The 21,274-nt window shown below is 58.3% G+C and carries 18 protein-coding genes; 12 read left to right on the top strand and 6 right to left on the bottom strand.

Annotated elements, in window-relative coordinates; all coding sequences use genetic code 11:
- Positions 1-380: 380 nt before the first annotated feature.
- From BBOU_RS02325 to BBOU_RS02295, 6 genes are all read right to left on the bottom strand, one after another.
- Positions 381-920 (bottom strand): peptidylprolyl isomerase, encoded by a 540-nt coding sequence (locus BBOU_RS02325; protein ID WP_015450278.1) that lies wholly within the window; start codon positions 918-920, stop codon positions 381-383.
- A 424-nt stretch (positions 921-1,344) separates the two neighbouring features.
- The gene (locus BBOU_RS02320; protein ID WP_026502588.1) at positions 1,345-1,770 is read right to left on the bottom strand and encodes a hypothetical protein; all 426 of its coding nucleotides are present in this window, start codon (positions 1,768-1,770) and stop codon (positions 1,345-1,347) included.
- 234 nt (positions 1,771-2,004) lie between these two features.
- Entirely contained in the window at positions 2,005-3,213 is a 1,209-nt protein-coding gene (locus BBOU_RS02315; protein WP_026502587.1) for a PDDEXK-like family protein, read from the bottom strand.
- A gap of 50 nt (positions 3,214-3,263) precedes the next feature.
- The gene (locus BBOU_RS02310) at positions 3,264-3,812 is read right to left on the bottom strand and encodes an FtsZ/tubulin family protein (protein ID WP_015450283.1); all 549 of its coding nucleotides are present in this window, start codon (positions 3,810-3,812) and stop codon (positions 3,264-3,266) included.
- Positions 3,813-3,859: 47 nt separating this feature from the next.
- A complete protein-coding gene (locus BBOU_RS02305; RefSeq protein ID WP_026502586.1) occupies positions 3,860-4,588 on the bottom strand; it encodes a hypothetical protein in 729 nt (242 codons plus the stop codon).
- Positions 4,589-5,929: 1,341 nt separating this feature from the next.
- On the bottom strand, positions 5,930-6,754 hold the full coding sequence (locus BBOU_RS02295; protein ID WP_026502585.1) for a Cof-type HAD-IIB family hydrolase: 825 nt from the start codon (positions 6,752-6,754) through the stop codon (positions 5,930-5,932).
- Between the two features lie 303 nt (positions 6,755-7,057).
- Between BBOU_RS02295 and BBOU_RS02290 the strand changes: the two genes are divergently transcribed.
- The 12 genes from BBOU_RS02290 (at position 7,058) to BBOU_RS02235 (ending at position 21,272) form a co-directional block, all read left to right on the top strand.
- Positions 7,058-8,047 carry a MetQ/NlpA family ABC transporter substrate-binding protein gene (locus BBOU_RS02290; protein WP_026502584.1) on the top strand — a complete coding sequence of 330 codons (990 nt, stop codon included), beginning with the start codon at positions 7,058-7,060 and terminating at the stop codon, positions 8,045-8,047.
- A 120-nt stretch (positions 8,048-8,167) separates the two neighbouring features.
- The gene (locus tag BBOU_RS02285; protein WP_026502583.1) at positions 8,168-9,304 is read left to right on the top strand and encodes a methionine ABC transporter ATP-binding protein; all 1,137 of its coding nucleotides are present in this window, start codon (positions 8,168-8,170) and stop codon (positions 9,302-9,304) included.
- On the top strand, positions 9,301-10,008 hold the full coding sequence (locus tag BBOU_RS02280) for a methionine ABC transporter permease (RefSeq protein ID WP_026502582.1): 708 nt from the start codon (positions 9,301-9,303) through the stop codon (positions 10,006-10,008). The genes BBOU_RS02285 and BBOU_RS02280 overlap by 4 nt, the downstream gene beginning before the upstream one ends.
- A 27-nt stretch (positions 10,009-10,035) precedes the next feature.
- On the top strand, positions 10,036-11,187 hold the full coding sequence (locus tag BBOU_RS02275) for a M20 metallopeptidase family protein (RefSeq protein ID WP_026502581.1): 1,152 nt from the start codon (positions 10,036-10,038) through the stop codon (positions 11,185-11,187).
- Between the two features lie 45 nt (positions 11,188-11,232).
- Complete coding sequence (locus BBOU_RS02270; protein ID WP_026502580.1) at positions 11,233-12,930, top strand: NAD+ synthase; 1,698 nt, start codon at positions 11,233-11,235, stop codon at positions 12,928-12,930.
- A gap of 26 nt (positions 12,931-12,956) precedes the next feature.
- The gene (locus tag BBOU_RS02265; protein ID WP_026502579.1) at positions 12,957-13,145 is read left to right on the top strand and encodes a hypothetical protein; all 189 of its coding nucleotides are present in this window, start codon (positions 12,957-12,959) and stop codon (positions 13,143-13,145) included.
- 187 nt (positions 13,146-13,332) lie between these two features.
- Complete coding sequence (pflB, locus tag BBOU_RS02260; RefSeq protein ID WP_026502578.1) at positions 13,333-15,708, top strand: formate C-acetyltransferase; 2,376 nt, start codon at positions 13,333-13,335, stop codon at positions 15,706-15,708.
- Positions 15,709-15,842: 134 nt separating this feature from the next.
- A complete protein-coding gene (pflA, locus tag BBOU_RS02255; RefSeq protein ID WP_051616668.1) occupies positions 15,843-16,763 on the top strand; it encodes a pyruvate formate-lyase-activating protein in 921 nt (306 codons plus the stop codon).
- Positions 16,764-16,872: 109 nt separating this feature from the next.
- The gene (locus BBOU_RS02250; RefSeq protein ID WP_051616648.1) at positions 16,873-17,580 is read left to right on the top strand and encodes a DUF3000 family protein; all 708 of its coding nucleotides are present in this window, start codon (positions 16,873-16,875) and stop codon (positions 17,578-17,580) included.
- Positions 17,581-17,761: 181 nt separating this feature from the next.
- Positions 17,762-19,024 carry an HRDC domain-containing protein gene (locus BBOU_RS02245; protein WP_033490061.1) on the top strand — a complete coding sequence of 421 codons (1,263 nt, stop codon included), beginning with the start codon at positions 17,762-17,764 and terminating at the stop codon, positions 19,022-19,024.
- A 51-nt stretch (positions 19,025-19,075) separates the two neighbouring features.
- Positions 19,076-20,446, top strand: coding sequence for a trigger factor (gene tig, locus BBOU_RS02240; RefSeq protein ID WP_026502575.1), 1,371 nt, complete (start codon positions 19,076-19,078; stop codon positions 20,444-20,446).
- Positions 20,447-20,645: 199 nt separating this feature from the next.
- On the top strand, positions 20,646-21,272 hold the full coding sequence (locus BBOU_RS02235) for an ATP-dependent Clp protease proteolytic subunit (protein WP_026502574.1): 627 nt from the start codon (positions 20,646-20,648) through the stop codon (positions 21,270-21,272).
- The last annotated feature ends 2 nt before the right edge of the window (positions 21,273-21,274 follow it).

Genomic DNA, 21,274 nt, shown 5'->3' with positions numbered 1-21,274 from the left:
CGCCGAAACGACGCGCCCTATGATTTTCCTCACATTCCATCGCTGATGATGTACTGTGAGCCTCATCAGGGATGCATGGGTGCTCTCCGCACGATTGCGGTGCAGAGGTGCCGGTGCAATGCATATGAGGGGAGGGAGAACCTTCATGACAACGATGCCCCGTGTCAGGCGCAGCGCAGCCCGAAGAACACTCAAGCCTGCATGCATCCGATGACGTCACCGCGCATGACACGAAGATGCTGTGTGAACGGCATGCCCGTGCAGAATGACACCATGGCAAGACATGAAGACAGTGAAGCCCCCGCCGATTGTGGCGGGGGCTTCACTGGTTGCACGTCACACGCGTTGGTGTGCGTTGATACGCGAGCGAACGATTAGGTTTACTTCACGACTTCCACCGACGTGATGCCGACCGGCTCCAGCGGGGCGTCCGAACGGTCCGTTGCCACGGCGTCGAGCTTGTCGACGACCGCCTTGGACGCGTCATCGGCGACCTCGCCGAAAATGGTGTGATGCCCGTTGAGCCACGGCGTCGGGACCGTGGTGATGAAGAACTGCGAACCGTTGGTGCCGTGCGGCTGGCCGTCGCGGCCGCGACGCAGACCGGCGTTCGCCATGGCCAGCAGATACGGGCGGTCGAAGACCAGATTGGGAACGATCTCATCATCGAACTCGTAGCCCGGGCCGCCGGTGCCGTTGCCGATCGGGCAGCCGCCCTGGATCATGAAATCCTTGATGATGCGGTGGAAGGTCAGCCCGTCGTAGAACGGGTCATGCTTCTCCTCGCCGGTGAAGGGGTCGCGCCACGCCTGCTCGCCGGTGGCGAGACCGAGGAAGTTCGCCACGGTGTTCGGAGTCTGGTCGTCGAAAAGATTGAGGGTGATATCGCCCTCGGTGGTATGCATGATAACTGTGGTCATACCTCCATCGTCTCATAGCGAGGGGACGGGTGTTGCTGTTTGATTGCGGGGAATGACACAGAGGGCCCGTGGACTGGCTGCGGTCGATAGCCGGGGCCCGAGCTACAACGTGGAACGTCATACGAATTGGCTCACTATGATCAGCGCACCGGCAGCGACAACCATGAGTGGCTCCTGCTCTGTATGCTGATGCCCCTATACATTGTCAAGCGTTTGGGCCCGTTGTTTGAGTTCGGGCAGGTTTCGTGCTCCGCGTTCGATTTCGCTGATGCGGTTCGACGGCACGGTCGGCGACTCGTACGACAACGCCATGGTCGAATCCGTCGACGGCGCATATAAGACCGAGCTGGTGCGACGTAAGACAGTCTTACTATATGGGTGAGCATCAGCCCGTTTTACATGTCGCTGAGGTAAAATACGGAAATTAGCGATTAAGCTTTTCAGTGTCTTTAGTGACTTTGCTGGGGGGAAGGATGGCACGCTCGTCAAAGTAGGCGATGGGGTTCTTGGAGTCGTTGCGTTCGAGGATTTTGCCGATCCAATTGTCGTACTCGCCGTGAATCGGCTTGCCGATAAAGCCCATGCGCATATCATCGCGCTTGATGATGCCGTTGATCTTGGCGACGCACGCCACCACGTTATCGGGGGTCAGGATGATGCCTAGATCACAGCGGACCGCACGGCCGGGTTCGAGCCGCCACCAGCTGTTGCCGGAGCGCCAGATTTCCTCGAAGTCGCCTTCCATCTTGGGATCCCATCCCACCAGATGCCGAGTGCCACCCTCTGGCAGGTCCTCGGCCCAGCCAAGTTTCCTGCGGGGGCCAAGTTTCATCGTCACAATTTCAGTCATGCCTTATATCTTACAACCTTGTGATTCTGCCATCTTGGAAAGAAGATGGCAGAATCACAGAGCAACAATTCTCTGATGCCGTCATGCTCGTCGTGTGGAAATCCGAGCCGGACCGGGATATGTCAAATCGCTTACCTCGCGTATCCAATGTATCTGTGCAATCAACGTGAGGCGCGGCATCCTCAAGCGCAAGGATGCCGCGCCTCCCGTGCCTTAATGAGCTGGATTCTGATGCTAGATATTCCAACAGGTTTTTAGAGTTCTCTCAACTGCCGCCTCCACGGCGTTCTTGATGTCCTCATTGGAATCCTCTAGTTTTGCATCGAGTATTTGATTATATGGCTTGGTGATTCGAACTTTGGGCTTTTGCTTCGTGCCGTGTCCGCCCCAATACGCTTTATACCAAATTGTATTGAAAGACCCATATTCTGGATCGGAAGATACATATCCGTCATTAAATTCAATGTTGAAGAAGAACTCGCAAGTGATGACGCGGCCCATATCACCGCTTCCCGGATTTTCCAGCTTAAACGATTGGGCATAATACAGGTTGTCGAACGGCTTGTGTCGTTTTGGCGTTGGCCATTCCCAGTTGTCCGCAAGTGTTACGCTCTTTCCATTTACAGGACTTTCCTCTGTCCACTGTGAAATAAGGTCCTCATGAACTGTATGCAGCTTGCTGTGGACTGCTTCCGTGTACTTTTCGAATGATTTGCGAACGTTGACAAGTTGCTGCTCAATGCCATTGGCTTGAGAGACGAATTGTGTGATATCGGTGGACGTGTTATCCATTTTCTTCTGCTTTCGTTCCGGGGAATAATTATCAATAAATTGTTGAAGAAGATCGACGGCGCGAGGATTCGCGTCAAGTGAATACTCTCCCAACATTCCGAGCGCATTTCGGAAAAGATCATCGTAAAGGACGTCGAAAAGATCATGTTCAACTACAAGACCTTGCGCGGACGGATGATCTGCAAGAGCAAAGTTGTCGAATGGGAATGGGTGAAGGACCACGACAATAGCCTCATTACCGGAATGTTCCTTCGCCCAACAATGATAGTCAGCCAAATCGTTATAGAGACCGGAGTCCACTTTATTTTCGATGACGATGCTGAGCTCCGGCAAGTCCAAGAGAATGTCTATGCGATTATTCTTGTCTGTAGACACTTCTGTGGACACACTGACATCGCTGACATCCATGTCTTCCTTGTGAATTGTACGCAGCAAAGCCTTGATCATCATATCCTTAAGGCCATGGTTTTCAGCAGGGTCGAAAAAATAGGCAAGGACATTGCTGCTGACCGTCTCACGTCGGGGGAAACCAGCTATACGAAAGATGTTCGGATGCGTTGCCTCTGCGGAAGAAGCGGGCACTTCCGTGAATCCTGCTATGGCATCATGCCATGTACCCGACTCGTCTATTCCATTCATCTCATTGATCATTGATATAGCCCCTTTTCTAATAGACAATAATGGACAATTCATCTGACGGTTCAGTTTTCGTGCGCCGCCGTCTCTCCTTCGGGCTTTGCGAGGATGACGGTGATTTCTGTGTCTTTTTGTTGCGAGTCCAGTGACAGACCCCAGATGATAGAGGCATCGTCTTGGATCGCTTCCCGCACGATTGTGACCAATGAGGTGACTTCAGCCAGACCAATATTGGCGGGAGCCTCAATGCTGATCAGCGCTCCGTCGCAGCATGATGGCTCGATGCCTTGCGCTGCGAGCTGGTCTGAAAACGCCTTGCCCGGATCATCTCCGGCATTGAACCGTATGATGCGTATGGCCGCGGACGCGCAGATGGAAATGACGTCCGGGAAATCAATGTGAATGTAGCTGTTTGTGTTGGTAAGCGATGTGATGATCTCCGCGGTCTGTTTCAGCGCGGTTTCGGCCTTGGTGCCGGGAGGCGGGATGAGATGGGCGGCCGGAGTTGCCTCGACGGTAGAAAGAGGAGTCGTGAAAATGGTCAGCTCCGTCTTGCCATCCTCATTGCGAAACGCGACGATTGAGCGGTCGACATCGATGTCAGAGGTAAGCATTGCTGGTCCTTTCTGTTTTGTCTATTTTCAGTATGTAGAGGGTGAAGTTATTCTCGATCGAAGCCGTCGTCCTGGGGATTCGCGCATGGCGGCTGCGTCGCATAGGAGTGCACGCGTTCATTGAGTCGCTCACATCCTAATTCCATGGTCTTGAACCATGTGTCGTCTATGGTGAAGCCGTCATCTCCGAACAGCGTCAACCGGTATCCGGGGAAGGCTCCCAGTGATTCCCTCAGCCATAGCAAGGATCGTTTGGCGGTTAGGAGACGAATCGCCAAGTCAGGAGGTAATGGATTTTCATGGGAGGATTCCGACCGGTGGCAAAGAGAGTCGCAACGATTGTTGGAATCGTCATTTTTCTCTCCGTTATCGAAAATCAGCCATAATAGATCGACGGCATCCCAAATCCTCTGATACGCCTCGCATTCGAAGAAGTCGGCATCGACCTCGTCATCTTCGTCAAACACTCGCGTTTTTCCGGAATCGGTGCGCTCAACGGAAAACCATGAGACCCGAAACCCCCGGCCGTCACGTTTCTCACGCTCCGGACGTAGTTCCAGCAGGTCCCGTACGTCAAATGCGGTGGAGTCGAACGGGCTGGCACCGGCATCCACGCGCCATCCGTCCCAAGCCAGATCAGACAGCCAGTCACATACAATTTGAGTCAACTTATCGTTCTGGCTATCCAGCCACCTGTCGGGCTGCGGAAGATGACTGGGTGTGCGATTGCATGGGTCAATTACCAGATGCCTGCAACAGAGAAATAACGTCACCATCGCCAGTCCTCCTTCTTTGTATCAAAGCATCTTGCATATAAGATACCACAAAAGCATGTATGCTTGTAACATCGTATCATAGAAAGAAATCGAAATGAACCACACTGTCACTCGGCACAGGGGCGGCAATGCATCGGCTGACGTACATGGTGGGGAAGGCCAATGGGGCCCTGAACCGATATATCCAGCGATGCTGCGGGTCATGGGGCTGGCGAGCCAAGCTGCACATCGATCCAGCAGACGGAAACTGCACGCCCAGCGGATTCAAGGAATACGATAAACGCACCAATGGTTTCGCCCGAAAATCTTCGCGGTCATCTCTGGTTGGGCATTGGCTGATTCGAGAGCCTGCAACAGGACATCGTGCACTACGCAGGCGTGAGTGGTTTGCCATCCGCCAACTTCTGTCCTCGATTATTCCGGCTACGAAATCGAAGTGTGCCTCATGTCGGCGGAGGCCAACGTGCCGATGAAACCCTGTCTCTGACAGTCTCGATAAGGGTGAAAGGGGATCATTCTGCCTGCTTTTGCGGTCATATGCCGTTGTATGTCAATTCAGAACGATTACTCTGGTATCCGTTATGGATGACTGCCGCAGGCTGAAAAGAACCGTCGGCCTGGAACTCATAGCTCTGCATTGCATCGACGCCATCGTCGACAATTCAGGCTGCGAATGAGGCATGGCGCTGGGAAAACTAGCATCATTCGCTAACGAGATCGACGCCGTCGTTATTGTGACATCCGCAATGAACAGGGGCGGGTACGCATAGACGGCAGAAGACCTCTGGTTCCTCCTTCCCAAGAATTCGGACACTGTATGATGCCAGCATGCGGACACCGTTCTCATGGCGTACGGCCTCGGATTGTGCAACGAAAGACAGATCCGGACGGAATCGAACTTATCCTCGTCCAACACCCAAGGTTTTCGCTGTGCGCATTCAATCTCAAACTCAAGCCGGAATGCTCAAAATTCACAGATCAATGGCAGAGCTACAAAGACATGGATTGCCGGAAGAACCGAAAAATCAAGTTTTGCAACCAGCGGTGAAAATGCATGACGTGCACCATATCCGCCATCGCTCCGGGAGTCGACAAACGTCTGGAGTCGCAGTTGACGGTGTTCCCGGATTATTTTCGGGTGCCTGTAGATGCCTCGTGGAAAACGAGGCTGATCAGCAGGTTTCCCTAAAATTGAAAACCTTGAATAACGCCGAAAACGACCACATGCGATTATCGTCAGAGGTGCGCATGATAACTGTGGCCATGTCTCCATCGTCTCATAGCGAGGGAACGGGGGAGACCCGTGATGTTCCTCACGCTATGGGAGGTCGGCGCTTGCCGTCACAGGATGCCGAAATGCTGCAAGGCGTGCAGAATGCCGTCATGATCCACGTCGTCGGTCACATAATCCGCCGCCTGCTTGGCATCATCGGTCGCATTGCCCATCGCCACGCCGAGTCCCGCATAGGCGAGCATCGTCGCATCGTTGCCGCCGTCGCCGAACGCGATCGTCTGCTCACGGGTGAAGCCGTAATGGTCGCAGAAGCGTTGGATGCCGCGTGGTTTGCCGCCGTCCGCGGGAATCAGATCCGTGAACGAGGGGTGCCAGCGGACCCCCGTGGTGTGCCGGCATAACGCCGTCAGTTCGCGCTCGGCCTCAGGAGTGATATACGGGCTGATCTGGTAGGTCACATGTTGCGGGATGCGCACATGCGGGTCGTCGACGAACACCTTGGGCGCGGTTTTTCCCAGCTGCCGCCACGTGTCGCGCATCGTGTCGGTGATCTGGTTGAAATACACGTAGTCACGCTCGCAGAAATTCGCCACGACGTCCGGATGGGCGTCCAGCCAGGACACGATGGTGCGGATATCGTCCGGGTCGAGCGACTCGCTCTCGTGATATCCTGAGTCATCGAAGCAATACTGGCCGTTGAGCGCGACGATGCCGTCGAAATGCACCGGGATCGTATCCAGCACGACCTGCATATGCGAAGGGGCACGCCCAGAGCAGATGAACACGCGGATGCCGCGATGCTGAAGCGCATGCAACGCGTCGATGGTCGACTGTGGCACGATATGCGTGACGAAACTGGTCAGCGTGCCGTCGATGTCGAAGAATGCGGCTTTCATACGCGCCGCCGCCTCGGAGGATAGTTGGAAAGTCATGTCGGTGTCGCTCCTTGTCACTGTACGCCACCAGTGTACGCGTGCCACCCGCCCGCGCATGGGACACCCGAAACGGGGGAGAGCGCTGCTTCGCTGTTCAGGAAGCGTCTGGTCGCACACCAAGAAAAACCTTGAATCCTTGCGGTTTCGTCGCACGCTATAACGAACATGAATAAGGCAATTCGCATAAAACCGGCTGAACAGCGCCAAACGGCGGCTATGGTGTTGGATACAGCAAGCCGAAAGAATCCGGCGGCGCATGAATCGCGGTGCACCGCATCGCACAAGAGAGAGGAAACAACCATGGCACAAGCGTCTTCCGAGCACAACCAGCCGACAGCGCCGCTGTCCGATCCGCAGGAGCCGGTCCGCGTCAACCACACCGGCCGCAATATCGTCATCGCCGTCATCGTCATCGCGCTTATCGCGGTCGCGGTGTTCTTCGGCGTCCGTGCGGCCAAGGGCGGCAGTGATTCCGCAGCCAAGGGCTCCAAGTCCAACCCGGTGAAGATCGGCGTGGTCGGCGCGACCGACCCGCAGTGGGTGGAATTCCAGAAGGAAGCCGAAGCCGCCGGCATCTACGTGAAAATCATTGATTTCCAAGACTACACGTCAGAGAACCCGGCGCTTGACTCCGGCGATCTTGACCTCAACGAGTTCCAGCACCTGCTGTACCTGGCGAACTACAACGTGAAGAACAACAAGGACCTGCAGCCGATCGGCGGCACCGCGATCTTCCCGCTGGGCGTCTACTCCACCAAAGTCAAGAGCATCGACGACATCCAGGCCGGGCAGACGGTCGCCATCCCGAACGACGAAACCAACCAGGCGCGCGCCATCGGCGTACTCAAGTCCGCAGGGCTGGTGACGCTCAAGGGCAAGTGGACCGCATTCGCCACCCCGAACGACATCGACACCGCCAAATCCAAGGTGAAGGTCACCCCGCTGAAGGCCGAGCAGGTCGCCAACTCGCTCAAGGACCCGCAGGTCGTCGCCGGTGTGATCAACAACGACTACGTCGCGGACGCAGGGCTCAAAGCCAAGGACGCCATCTACCAGGATGACGCCGAGAGCGAGGAGGCCCGCCCGTACATCAACGCTTTCGTCGCCCGCAAGGCGGATGTGAACAACGAGACCTACCTCAAGCTCGTCAAGATCGCCCAGTCCAAGAAGGTGTTCGACAAACTCAACGCCCAGTCCGACGGCACCGCCGTCTCGGCGAGCAAGTTCACCGCCAAGCAGCTGCAAAGCTACCTGGCGACCATCGAGAAGGAAGCCAAGGCGCAGCAGTGACTTCGCCGATGGCATAATCGCGGCTATCCTGATGTCGTAGGCCCGGTTCCAGGCGAGAGTCTGGGCCGGGCCTTCGACGGTGGAAGGCGCAAACATGGAAGGCAGATCAGGGAGGTAACGATGGCAGAAGCGGTCATCACCTTCGACCACGTGGTCAAGGAGTACCGTCGTCGCGGGGGTGGCGGACAAGAGCATGGGACGACCCGTGCGGTGGACGATGTCAGTCTTGACATCAACGCCGGGGATATCTACGGCATCATCGGATATTCGGGGGCCGGCAAATCGACGCTCGTGCGCATGATCAACGCGCTGGAACGCCCCACATCAGGGTCGGTCACCGTGCTCGGCACGCGTGTGGACCAGTTGAGTGAATCGAAACTGCGGCCGATCAGGCAGAAAATCGGCATGATTTTCCAACAATTCAACCTGTTTTCCACCAAGACGGTCGCACAGAACATCGCCTACCCGCTGCAACTGGACCATTGGCGCAAGGATTACCAGGACAAGCGCGTGGATGAGCTGCTCGATTTCGTCGGGCTGCGTGCGCATAAGGACAAATACCCCTCACAGCTGTCCGGCGGGCAGAAACAGCGGGTCGGTATCGCACGGGCGCTCGCCACGAACCCGAAGATCCTGCTGGCCGATGAGGCGACAAGTGCGCTCGACCCCGAAACCACGGCGGAAGTGCTCGCCTTGCTCAAACGCGTCAACGAGCAGCTTGGTGTCACCATTGTGCTGATCACCCACCAGATGAACGTCGTCCAGCAGATTGCCAACAAGGTGGCGGTTATGAGTGCAGGCAAAATCGTGGAGCGCGGTGACGTGTACGACGTGTTCGCCGCCCCGCAGCGCAGTGTGACCCGCCGGTTCATCGCCACCGCATTGTCCGGGCTGCCGGACGCCCCGCGTGTCGCGAAACTGCATGAGGAATGGGACGGAAGGCTCGTCAGCGTGCTGGTGCGGCAGAAGGATATCCCAGCCGCCGACGGACGCCCCGCGGTCAAGGCATCGGGGCAGAACATTTCCGACCTCATCGCTCAATACGGCATCCACAGCGGGCTGGTCTACGGCGGCATGGACACGGTGGGCGGTTCGGCGGTCGGTGCGATCACCTACGTGTTCGACGACTCGAACCCGCGGTTCGGCGAGTTCCTTGAAGCGCTGCGTCGGGACAGTGATGTCATTGATTTCGGTACCGCAAGCCACCCCGTCGAATACGATGTGGCGGTCGCTGCGAATGAAGGAGAGACACGATGAACGCATGGACGATTGACGCGGCAACGAGTCTTGCCGGCAAATCCGACTGGACCGTGTTGAAGCCGCTCTTGTTGCAATCGGTGGCACAAACACTGGAGATGGTGCTGGTCACTCTGCTGATCGGCGGGTTCCTGGGGCTTGTACTTGGGGTGATTCTCTATGGCACGCGTCCGGGCAACCTGTTCGAGAATACCGTGGTGTATCACATCCTGGACGTGATTGTGAACATCATCCGGCCGATCCCGTTCATCATCTTCCTCGCCGCGATGCAGCCGCTGACCATCAAGGTGGTCGGCACGTCCATCGGCACGGCCGCCGCCATCTTCCCGATGGTGGTCATGTGTACCTTCGCCACGTCACGGCTGGTCGAACAGAACCTTGTGCCCGTAGATCCCGGCGTCATCGAAGCGGCGCGGGCCATGGGCGCCTCGAAATTCACCATCATCCGCACGGTGCTCATTCCCGAGGCGCTGGGGCCCCTGATCCTCGCGTACGCCTTCCTGTTCATCGGCGTGCTCGACATGTCCGCGATGGCCGGGTATATCGGCGGCGGCGGTCTGGGCAATTTCGCCATCGCCTACGGTTACCAGAAGTTCGACCAGACGGTCACCTGGTCTGCGGTGGTCATCATGATTGTCTTGGTACAGGTCGTGCAGGCGATCGCCAACGCGCTCGCCAAGCACGTGCTCAAACGGCAGCGGTGAGTAATACCGACACAGGGGAGGAACAACATGGCAGAACACATCGAACTCACTGACGATCTGATTGCGACCAGACGCCATCTGCATGAGACACCGGAACTGAGCTTCAAGGAAGTGAACACCACCGCATTCCTGGCGGACAAACTGCGCTCGCTCGGCGTGGAAGTGCTTGACACCCCGTTGAAGACGGGTGTCATCGGCCTGATTCAAGGGGACCATGATGGTCCTCGTGTAGGCTTGCGTGCCGACATCGACGGCCTGCCGGTCACCGAGGAAAGCGGTTTGGATTTCGCTTCGCACAACCCGGGCGTCATGCACGCCTGCGGGCACGACATCCATATGACCAGCCTGCTCGGAGCGGTCGAATGGTTCGCCTCCCACCGCGACCGGATCAACGGCAGCCTGAAAATCGTGTTCCAACCCGCTGAGGAGACCGGACGCGGCGCCAAATCCGTCGTCGATTCCGGCGCGGTGGACGATCTCGACGCGATGATCGGCACGCACAACAACCCGGACTATACGCCGGGACAGCTGGCGGTCGGTGTCGAGCCGATGATGGCCGGATGCGTGAAATTCTATGTCGACCTGCACGCCGAAGGCACGCACGCCGGATACCCGCATCTGGGCACCGGTCCGCTGGAGGCGATGGCGTCGATGATCCTGTCCATACAGACTATCGTCAGCCGCAATGCGACGCCGTTCCACCCGCTGGTCGTCTCCGTGACGGAAGTCCACGGCGGTGACGTGTGGAATGTCGTGCCCGCAGAAGCCGGATTCCTCGGCACCGTACGCTACTTCTACAAGGAAGACTCCCAGCTCGCCGAACGCCGCATGCGCGCGATCGTGGAACACACCGCCGCCGCGTACGGCATCAGCGCCGATTTCCGCTGGGATGACTTCCAGGACCCGCTGGTCTCCGACCCGTATCTGGCAAAAGCCGTCGCCAAGGACGTGCCGAACTATGCGGATTTGCAGCCGATTCACCCATCCATGGCAGGGGAGGATTTCGTCGAGTTCAGCAAGGTCTGCCCGGTAGTCTTCGCCTTCGTCGGCTCGAACGGCGGTCCGGATCATCACGGCCTGCATAGCCCGAAGTTCATCGCCAAGGACGCCGCCGTCAAGACGGGCGCCGAGTTCTATATCAACGCCGCGTTGCGCGTGCTCGACGAAGTCAGGTCGTGACAAGCAGGACATCGTATTGTGCCATGCCCTCATTATGCTGGGGGTATGGCACAGATTCGCATAGCACTCGCACAGATCGACACCTGCGTTGGCGACCTTGAAGGCAACGCCGAGAAGACACTGGAGTACGCGCACCGCGCGGCAAAGCAGCATGCGCAGGTGGTCGTATTCCCGGAAATGACCTTGACCGGGTACCCGATCGAGGATCTCGCACTCAGACGCACCTTCCGCAAAGCCGCGTGGGACAAGGCGAACTGGCTGGCCACCGAGCTTGAGGCCGACGGGTTGGGGGATCTGTATGTCGTCGTCGGCACGGTCGGTACTGACCACGCTTCCGACAAGCCACGCAACCGTCTGGTCGTGCTGCATGACGGGGTCGTCTGGGCGGGCTACGACAAGCATTTCCTGCCCAATTACGGGGTGTTCGACGAATTCCGTATTTTCTCGGCGGGTGACCACTCTACCATCGTTGAAGTTGACGGTGTCCGGCTCGGATTCGCCATTTGCGAAGACATCTGGCAGGACGGCGGCCCGGTCGCCGAGCTTGCCGGCCGCGGCATCGACGTGCTGGTCACCATGAACGGTTCGCCTTACGAGGAGGGCAAAACACACACACGTTTCGACTTGGCCGTCAAACGTGCGCAGGAAGTCGCCGCTCCCGTAGTCTATGTCAATCAGGTCGGAGGGCAGGATGATCTCGTCTTCGACGGTGGCAGTTTCACGGTTGATGCCGACGGTACGCTCCTGCAACGCTCGCCCATGTTCATTGAGCACTTGGGATTGTTCGATTTCGATACCGAAACCGCACGTCAGCTCGTCACGGATATCGCCCCGGCCCCTGATCCGGATGAGGAAGTCTACACGGCGTGTGTGCTCGGCCTGAAAGACTACATGCGTAAGAACCACTTCCACGGCGTATGCCTTGGCCTGTCCGGCGGCATTGATTCCGCACTGGTGGCCGCCATGGCTGCGGACGCCTGCGGCGGGTCGAATGTCTGGGGCATCTCCATGCCCAGCATGTACTCCTCTGACGGTTCGAAGGACGACGCTGCCGATCTCGCCGCCAATATCGGCGCCCACTATGACATCCAGCCCATCGAGCCGCTGTTCGTCGCCTATCAGAACCAGTTGAAACTGGACGGCGTCGCCGCTGAAAACCTTCAGGCGCGTATCCGCGGCGTCATCGTCATGGCGTACTCCAATTCGAAGGGCGTACTCGCGCTCGCCACGGGCAACAAGTCCGAGCTCGCCTGCGGGTATTCAACCATCTACGGCGACGCCGTCGGCGGGTACGCACCAATCAAAGACCTGCTCAAGACCCGCGTATGGGAACTTGCCCGTTGGCGCAACAAGGCCGCCGAACAAGGCATGGGTGTCGGCGGCTTGCATATCGTCGGCAACGAATCAGGGGAGCACGGCAAGCCCGTCCCGAACGGCGTCATCATCCCGGTCAATTCCATCACCAAGGCTCCGAGTGCGGAGCTGCGGCCGGGGCAGAAGGACTCTGATTCGCTGCCTGAATACGCGCTGCTCGACCAAGTGCTTGCCGCATACATCGAGCATGCGCATGGCCGTGCCGATTTGCTGGCCGACGGATTCGACGAGAACACTGTTGACACGGTGATGCGTTTGGTTGACCGCGCCGAGTGGAAGCGTCGCCAGTACCCGCTCGGACCGAAAGTCACGGCGCTCGCCTTCGGACGCGATCGTCGACTGCCGGTCACGAACGCGTTCCGCGAGTAGGATTACTGTGGACTGGAGGATGCCATATGACTGATAAACAGTGGTACTTCAACAGGGTGACCGGACAACCCGAATACGGCATGATTTCACCGGATTCGCAACGTATGGGGCCGTACAAGACCCGACAGGACGCGCTTGACGCGTGGAAGATCGTCAAGGAACGCAACGCCACGTGGAACGAGCAGGACCGTCAATGGAATCGATGGGGTAAATAGCGCTGGTCCCTGCTTCTGCCGACGTTGAGTGCCGCTCGGCGTCGGCAGAAGCAGGGGCGGCGCACCGATGCTACCGATTGTGATATAAGTCACGTCTGATACCGACTTGCCGCCGGTCCGGTGGCACTACAATAATGGGTAAACGCAACGTAACGGTGCGTTGCGCAACTGACACCAAGGAGTGGATATGACAGCAGTTGACCAGACCGCGCTCTCCCAGGAGGAACTTGAAGCCAAGGCATGGGACGGCTTCAACGGCGGGCATTGGCAGCAGGATATCGATGTTCGCGACTTCATTCAGAAGAACTACACGCCGTACGAAGGCGATGAGTCCTTCTTGGCCGATGCTACTGACAAGACCAAGCACATGTGGAAGTATCTCGACGACAACTATCTCGCCGTCGAGCGCCGCCAGCGTGTGTATGACGTGGATACCCACACCCCGGCCGATATCGACGCATTCCCGGCCGGCTACATCGAGAGCCCGGAAGTCGACAATGTCGTGGTCGGTCTGCAGACCGATGAACCCTGCAAGCGCGCGATGATGCCGAACGGTGGCTGGCGCATGGTCGAGCAAGCCATTCTGGAAGCCGGCAAGGATCCCGATCCGGAAGTCAAGAAGATTTTCACCAAGTACCGCAAGACCCACAATGACGGCGTGTTCGGCGTGTACACCAAGAACATCAAGATCGCCCGCCATAACAAGATCCTCACCGGTCTGCCGGATGCCTACGGCCGTGGCCGCATCATCGGCGACTACCGCCGTGTCGCCCTCTACGGCGTCAACACGCTGATCAAGCTCAAGCAGCGCGACAAGGATTCCGTGCCGTACCGCAACGATTTCACCGAGCCGGAGATCGAGCACTGGATTCGCTTCCGCGAAGAGCATGACGACCAGATCAAGGCACTGAAGAAACTCATCAACCTCGGCAACGAGTACGGTCTCGACCTGTCCCGCCCGGCGCAGACCGCGCAGGAAGCCGTCCAGTGGACGTACATGGGTTATCTTGCCGCAGTCAAGAGCCAGGACGGCGCCGCCATGAGCTTCGGCCGCAACTCCGCGTTCTTTGACATCTATATTGAGCGTGACTTGAAGTCCGGCAAGCTTGACGAGCAGGGCGCCCAGGAGCTGATTGACCAGATCGTCATGAAGCTGCGCATCGTGCGCTTCCTGCGCACCAAGGCCTACGACCAGATCTTCTCCGGCGACCCGTACTGGGCGACTTGGTCGGATGCCGGCTTCGGCGATGACGGCCGTTGCATGGTCACCAAGACCTCCTTCCGCCTGCTCAACACGCTGACGCTCGAGCATTTGGGACCGGGTCCTGAGCCGAACATCACGATTTTCTGGGATCCGAAGCTTCCTGAAGCCTACAAGCGTTTCTGCGCCCGCATCTCCATCGACACTTCGGCCATCCAGTATGAGTCCGACAAGGAGATTCGCTCCCATTGGGGCGATGACGCGGCCATCGCATGCTGCGTGTCCCCGATGCGTGTGGGCAAGCAGATGCAGTTCTTCGCGGCCCGCGTCAACTCCGCGAAGGCCCTGCTGTACGCCATCAACGGCGGCCGCGATGAGATGACCGGCATGCAGGTCATCGAGAAGGGCGTCATCGACCCGATCGCCCCCGAAGCCGACGGCACGCTTGACTTCGAGAAGGTCAAGGCCAACTATGAGAAGGCTCTTGAATGGCTGTCCGAGACTTATGTCGAAGCGCTGAACATCATCCATTACATGCATGACAAGTACGCGTATGAGGCCATCGAGATGGCGTTGCATGACAAGGAGGTGTACCGCACCTTGGGTTGCGGCATGTCCGGTCTGTCGATTGCCGCTGACTCGCTGTCCGCCCTCAAGTACGCCAAGGTGTACCCGGTCTACAACAAGGACGCGAAGGACACTCCGGGCCATGAGCAGGAGTACGTCGAAGGCGCCGACGACGATCTGGTGGTCGGCTACCGCACCGAAGGCGAGTTCCCGATTTACGGCAACGACGATGATCGCGCCGATGACCTTGCCAAGTGGGTGGTTTCTACGGTCATGGGTCAGGTCAAGCGTCTGCCGGTCTACCGCGGTGCCGTTCCGACCCAGTCGATTCTGACCATCACCTCCAATGTGGAGTACGGCAAGAACACCGGTTCCTTCCCGTCCGGTCACAAGAAGGGCACCCCGTACGCCCCGGGCGCCAACCCGGAGAACGGCATGGACTCCCACGGCATGCTTCCGTCGATGTTCTCGGTCGGCAAGATCGATTACAACGATGCGCTTGACGGTATTTCGCTGACCAACACCATCACGCCGGAAGGCCTCGGCCGCGATGAAGACGAGCGTATCAACAATCTCGTCGGCATCCTCGACGCCGGTAACGGGCATGGCCTGTATCACGCGAATATCAACGTGCTGCGCAAGGAGCAGCTTGAAGACGCGGTCGAACATCCTGAAAAGTACCCGCATCTGACGGTTCGTGTTTCCGGCTACGCGGTGAACTTCGTCAAACTCACCCGTGAACAGCAGCTTGACGTCATCTCCCGCACCTTCCACCAGGGGGCTGTCGTCGACTGACCGACCCGCCGTCATCCACGGCGGCGTTGACGGACGTATGGCATGACCATGCACGGATACCGGGGCGGGGCCGAAAGGTTCCGCCCCGGCTGTTTCCGCAATCGGCAACAGGCCGTATGAGAAGGAGGACAATGATGTCATCGACAGGCACAGATTCGCACGAGCGGACAGCAACTGTGGAAACCGCGGGCTTCCACACCACCACCCCGCATATGTTGAAAACGTCCAAACAGTATGCCAGCCAGACGCTCATGGGTGGACTGTCGGGATTCGAGTCACCGATTGGCATGGATCGACGCGACCGCATCGAAGCGTTGCGCACCGGCGATATCGGGTTCGTGCACTCGTGGGATATCAATACTTCGGTTGACGGGCCGGGCACGCGCATGACCGTGTTCATGAGTGGATGCCCCTTGCGCTGCCAGTACTGCCAGAATCCCGACACGTGGAAAATGCGCGACGGCCAGCCGGTGTATCTGGAAGCCATGATCAAGAAAATCGACCGTTACCAGGATTTGTTCAAAGCCACCGGCGGCGGTATCACGTTCTCAGGCGGCGAATCCATGATGCAGCCGGCGTTCGTCTCCCGCGTGTTTCGCGCCGCCAAGGAGATGGGCGTGCACACTTGCCTCGACACCTCCGGATTCCTCAACCGTAACTACACTGACGCCATGATCGAGGATATCGACCTGTGTCTGTTGGATGTCAAATCAGGCGATGAGGAAACCTATCATCGGGTCACCGGCGGTGTTCTCGCCCCGACCATTGAATTCGGGCAGCGTTTGGCTGCGGCCGGCAAGAAAATCTGGGTGCGTTTCGTTCTTGTGCCGGGATTGACTGATGCTGAGGAGAACGTGGAGAACGTGGCGCGCATCTGCGAAACTTTCGGTGATGCGGTCGAGCATATTGACGTACTGCCATTCCATCAGCTTGGACGGCCCAAATGGCATGAGCTGCGGATCCCGTACCCGCTTGAGGACGCCAAAGGGCCGGACGCGAAGTTGCGCGCCCGGGTTGCCCGCCAGTTCGAGGCTCACGGGTTCAAGGTGTACTGATATGCGTATGCCGTGTGCCGCCGGTCTGATTCATGCGGATATGGTGATGGGAGAATAAAGCGAGTGTCATCGTAACCATTTGGCATCTGCGAGTCTTACGCTTGGAAGTATGGCACAGATATTCTCATTCCCCGGCAGGGCTTCCGCACGTCGTGAGCATCCGCCGGTACGCCCCGACGGTGTCCCCGATACCGTGTGGCATGCCGTGCAGTCCGTGTTTGCCATGCCGACGGTGCCGGGAGTGCAATTCCACGAAGTTCCAGTGCCCAAGTCCATTGCCGATTATGGTATCGGCGTAGGTATGGTCCGAGCCGACGACGCCACGCAATCGGATGATTGGTCGGCGCTGTGGTATGTCTACTCCTGTGCCCATCCCGGTGGCATCCAAGGCGGTAACGCCATCGGAAGCGGAGATATGCACAAGATTGTTGGTGAAGCCGCGTGGGGCTGGATCATGCTGCTGTATTACGCCGACCCGCCGCAAGAATGGGAATCACGATGGCGGTGCGTGGCGTTCTGCCGTATCCCCGGGCAGCCGGACACGCATGATGATGACGGGCACTACACTGCCGCCTGCTGGCATGCCGTCAACAGCGGACTGCACAAGACCGGAGTCGACACCGATACGATTTCCGGCACGATTACCGTCAGTCATGACACGTTTTTCGGGAGGCAAGCGAACGATAATATGCCGGCACGATGCGAATTACGCGTGTCATGGACGCCTCCAGCCCGGGACTTGGACACCCCTGACTCCATCGATGCGGGAATGCAGGTGGCGCAATGGGCTGAACTGGTCGCTCACGGTATCGGCTGATTCACCGTGCGCCGGCTCAGTCAGCGGTGCCGGTACTATGTCATACGGTCGGACGGTATCGGATTGGGATATCGCGAACAATGCGGCGAGTAAGGAGAGCTGGCGCGTGACGGGTACGGTGAGTACGGAAAGGTCGGTGCCTTCGGATAACGATCCGAGGTTCCACGGCGAGCCGAAACTGATGACCGAGCCTCGTGACGGTGTACCGGATGTCATCGACACGCTCGATGGATTCCACCGGTATTGTGATGCGCTTGCACAAGGCTGCGGTCCGCTTGCGGCGGATGCGGAACGAGCCAGCGGATACCGATACGGTCATGAAGATTGGCTGGTCCAGTTCAAACGCCAAGGTGCAGGTATCGGTCTGCTCGACCCGATCGCGTTGGGGCAGCAAGGGGCGAACTGGGACGAGTTCAACCAGGCGGTAGGCGATGCGGTGTGGATTATCCACGATTCCTTGCAGGATCTGCCCGGTTTTTTTGACATCGGCATGCGCCCGCTGAATCTGTTCGACACGGAAATCGCGGCGAGACTGTTGGGATTGCACCGGTTCGGCTTGAGCGCGGCCACCGAATACTATCTCGGCATCACGCTAGCCAAGGAGCATTCCGCAGCCGACTGGTCCTACCGCCCGTTGCCACGGGATTGGCGGGATTACGCGGCGTTGGATGTCGAGCTGCTCATCGAACTTGAAGAACATATGACCCGTGACCTGAAGCGTCAAGGCAAAATGCAATGGGCGCAGGAGGAATTCGACTACGCTTTGCGTGAAGGAGCGCAGCCGCGCAAGCCGCATCCGGTGCCGTGGATGCGTATCTCGCATATCACCGCGTTGAGTCATGACCGTCAAGGGCAGGCTGTCGCCAAAGCATTGTGGGAGCAGCGTGACCGGTTGGCCCGGCAGTATGACATCGAGCCGAGCCTGCTGTTATCTGATGCCGCGATCATCGAAGCCGCCCGTAAAAAACCGCATAACAACCGTGAATTCCGTGCGATTCGTTCGTTGAACGAGCGGGTGCGGATCCACACCGGTAGTGAACAGGACAAAATGTTCGAACGGTATGCGCCGATTCAGCGTGCAATCAAACCTTCGCTGTGGAAGACGACAATCCAGCAGGCGCTGACGCTTCCTCCAAGCCGATGGCCCACGATGCCCGCCCAACACCATGACGCGCAAACCAATGCCCCCAAGTCGATGAAATACTGGCAAACGCACCATCCGAACCGGTTCGAAACCTTGCAGCGGGTACGTGCCACAGTTGCGCAAATCGCACAGGATACGCGTACTCCGGCGGAAATCATCATCAAGCCTCAAATCCTGCGCAACTTATGTTGGACTGATCGTCCGAACGACAGGAACGTCGCGGAGTTTCTCACAGAACAAGGGGCGCGCGAATGGCAAGTGCATCTGGTCGCCGCGTCCGTAAGTCGCGCTATCATATAACGGTTGCCTTATACGGCAGAAGAATGCATACTCGTCAACAGGAGTGCAAGCGTGAAAATCAGCGTTAGGAACCTCGAACCCACCAAGGTGAAGCTCACCATCACCGTCGATCCCGAGGAGTTCGACCCGTATCTCGATCAGGCTCGCAAGGAAATCGGCAAGCAGATCACCGTCCCCGGCTTCCGTAAGGGTCACGTGCCCGCCAAGGTCATCGACACCCGCGTCGGTTTCGGTGCTGTGGCCGGCGAAGCAGTGAATGACGGCGTGCCGGAGCTGTACTCCAAGGCGCTCGAAGAGAAGAAGATCCGCCCGATGGCTCAGCCTGAGTTCGACGTGCAGGAAGTGCCGGCGTCCGCCAAGGATGAGACCAAGCTCAAGTTCACCGCGACCGTGGAGCGTCGCCCGGAAATCGAACTTCCGGAACTCGACGGCATGACCATCGACGTGCCGGCCGCCGCTGTCACCGATGAGGATATCACCAAGCGTCTTGATTCCCTGCGTCAGCGCTTCGCCACGCTGGTCGGCGTGGATCGCCCGGCCGCCAAGGGTGATTACGCCAACATCGATCTCGACGCCCAGATTGACGGCGAGTCCGTTGATTCCCAGGAAGGCGTGAGCTACGAGCTCGGCTCAGGCACCATGCTCGACGGTCTGGATGAGGCGCTTGAAGGCCTGTCCGCAGGCGAGGAAACCACCTTCGAAGGCACGCTGGAAGCCGGCGAGCATGAGGGCGAGAAAGCTCAGATCAAGGTCAAGGTCAACTCCGTTAAGGCGGAAGAGCTCCCGGAGCTTGACGACGACTTCGCTCAGGAAGCTTCCGAATATGACACGCTCGACGAGCTCAAGGCTGATGTGCGCAAGGCCGCTGAGCAGGATGCCAAGGGCCGTCAGGCGACTGAAGCTCGCGACGCGTTCCTCGCCAAGCTGCAGGATGGCCTCGACATCCCGGTGCCGAAGGGCGTGAAAGCCGAACTGCTTGAGCAGCAGCTCAAGAACAACGGTGTCGATCCCGACAAGGCCACCAAGGAGCAGAAGGCTGACGCCGAGCAGGAAGTCGAGAAGGAACTGCGCGATCAAATCGTGCTCGACACCCTCGCAGAGAAGCTTGACGTGAAGGTCTCCCAGATGGACGTCACCAACTTCCTCGCTTCCATCGCCCAGCAGTACGGCATGGATCCGACCGCCTTCATCAACGCCATCGTGCGCAACGGCCAGCTTGGCTCCGCCGTTCAGGAAGTCGGCCGTTCCAAGGGCATGCTCGCCGGCATGCGCGCCGTGTCCTTCACCTCCGAAGGCGAGCCGCTCGACTTGAGCGAGTTCCTCGGCGACACCCCGGAGAATGAGGAAGAAGAGAGCGTCGAAGCCGCTTCCGCTGCCGCAGCTGTGGCTGACGAGCTTGCTAACGACAAGGACGCTGAGTGACATGCATGTCATGCCGTCAGCTTGACACGCGGATGATACCCGCGGCGTGAGCTGTACGTGAGCGTATGCGGCGGTCTGGATTCTTCCAGGCCGCCGCATTGTCGTATCCGCGTATCCGTGCGCTGACCGCGCAATCATGAGTCTGCGTCGATTCAAAGCGGTAGGCTAAAGGACATACGATTTACCGAAGGAGACAAGGTTGAGCAATTCCAGTGCAATCCTGCCCGTCATGGCCGGCGAGGACATGCCGGCGGGGCCAACCGACCCGATTTTCAACCGGCTGCTCAAGGACCGCATCATCTGGTTGGGCTCTGAAGTCAAGGATGACAACGCGAACGTCATCTGCGCCCAGATGCTCATGCTCGCGGCAGAGGACCCGAAGAAAGACATTTGGCTGTACATCAATTCGCCTGGCGGTTCCATCACCGCCGGTATGGCGATCTACGATACCATGCAGCTTATCGAGCCTGATGTCGCCACGGTGGCGGTCGGCATGGCCGCTTCCATGGGGCAGTTCCTGCTGAGCTCGGGCACGCCGGGCAAGCGGTTCATCACGTCGCATGCGCGTGTGCTCATGCACCAGCCGTCCGGCGGAATCGGCGGCACCACCACCGATGTGCGCATCAACGCGGAACTCATCATGGACATGAAGAAGACCCTGTCCGAGCTCACCGCCAAGCAGACCGGCCACACGGTTGAGGAAATCTACCGAGACAACGAGTATGACCACTGGTTCACCGCCCAGGAGGCGTTGGATTATGGTTTCGTCGACAAGATCGTGACCACGCCGGGCACGATGAACTCCGACACGGCGAAGGGGGAGTGACC

The organism is Bifidobacterium boum (assembly GCF_000741535.1).
Classification (GTDB): Bacteria; Actinomycetota; Actinomycetes; order Actinomycetales; family Bifidobacteriaceae; genus Bifidobacterium; species Bifidobacterium boum.
The sequence above is the reverse complement of the archived record's forward strand: the minus strand, read 5'-3'. Positions and strand labels throughout refer to the sequence as shown.

What these genes read in the sequence shown, in the direction of transcription:
- pflA (WP_051616668.1), top strand. Translation starts at nt 15,843, where the DNA reads ATGTCATCGACAGGCACAGATTCGCACGAGCGGACAGCAACTGTGGAA.
- BBOU_RS02285 (WP_026502583.1), top strand. Translation starts at nt 8,168, where the DNA reads ATGGCAGAAGCGGTCATCACCTTCGACCACGTGGTCAAGGAGTACCGT.
- BBOU_RS02310 (WP_015450283.1), bottom strand. Translation starts at nt 3,812, where the DNA reads ATGCTTACCTCTGACATCGATGTCGACCGCTCAATCGTCGCGTTTCGC.
- BBOU_RS02250 (WP_051616648.1), top strand. Translation starts at nt 16,873, where the DNA reads ATGGCACAGATATTCTCATTCCCCGGCAGGGCTTCCGCACGTCGTGAG.
- BBOU_RS02270 (WP_026502580.1), top strand. Translation starts at nt 11,233, where the DNA reads ATGGCACAGATTCGCATAGCACTCGCACAGATCGACACCTGCGTTGGC.
- BBOU_RS02290 (WP_026502584.1), top strand. Translation starts at nt 7,058, where the DNA reads ATGGCACAAGCGTCTTCCGAGCACAACCAGCCGACAGCGCCGCTGTCC.
- BBOU_RS02275 (WP_026502581.1), top strand. Translation starts at nt 10,036, where the DNA reads ATGGCAGAACACATCGAACTCACTGACGATCTGATTGCGACCAGACGC.
- BBOU_RS02315 (WP_026502587.1), bottom strand. Translation starts at nt 3,213, where the DNA reads ATGATCAATGAGATGAATGGAATAGACGAGTCGGGTACATGGCATGAT.
- BBOU_RS02325 (WP_015450278.1), bottom strand. Translation starts at nt 920, where the DNA reads ATGACCACAGTTATCATGCATACCACCGAGGGCGATATCACCCTCAAT.
- BBOU_RS02280 (WP_026502582.1), top strand. Translation starts at nt 9,301, where the DNA reads ATGAACGCATGGACGATTGACGCGGCAACGAGTCTTGCCGGCAAATCC.
- BBOU_RS02265 (WP_026502579.1), top strand. Translation starts at nt 12,957, where the DNA reads ATGACTGATAAACAGTGGTACTTCAACAGGGTGACCGGACAACCCGAA.
- pflB (WP_026502578.1), top strand. Translation starts at nt 13,333, where the DNA reads ATGACAGCAGTTGACCAGACCGCGCTCTCCCAGGAGGAACTTGAAGCC.
- BBOU_RS02305 (WP_026502586.1), bottom strand. Translation starts at nt 4,588, where the DNA reads ATGGTGACGTTATTTCTCTGTTGCAGGCATCTGGTAATTGACCCATGC.
- BBOU_RS02320 (WP_026502588.1), bottom strand. Translation starts at nt 1,770, where the DNA reads ATGACTGAAATTGTGACGATGAAACTTGGCCCCCGCAGGAAACTTGGC.
- BBOU_RS02295 (WP_026502585.1), bottom strand. Translation starts at nt 6,754, where the DNA reads ATGACTTTCCAACTATCCTCCGAGGCGGCGGCGCGTATGAAAGCCGCA.
- BBOU_RS02245 (WP_033490061.1), top strand. Translation starts at nt 17,762, where the DNA reads ATGACCGAGCCTCGTGACGGTGTACCGGATGTCATCGACACGCTCGAT.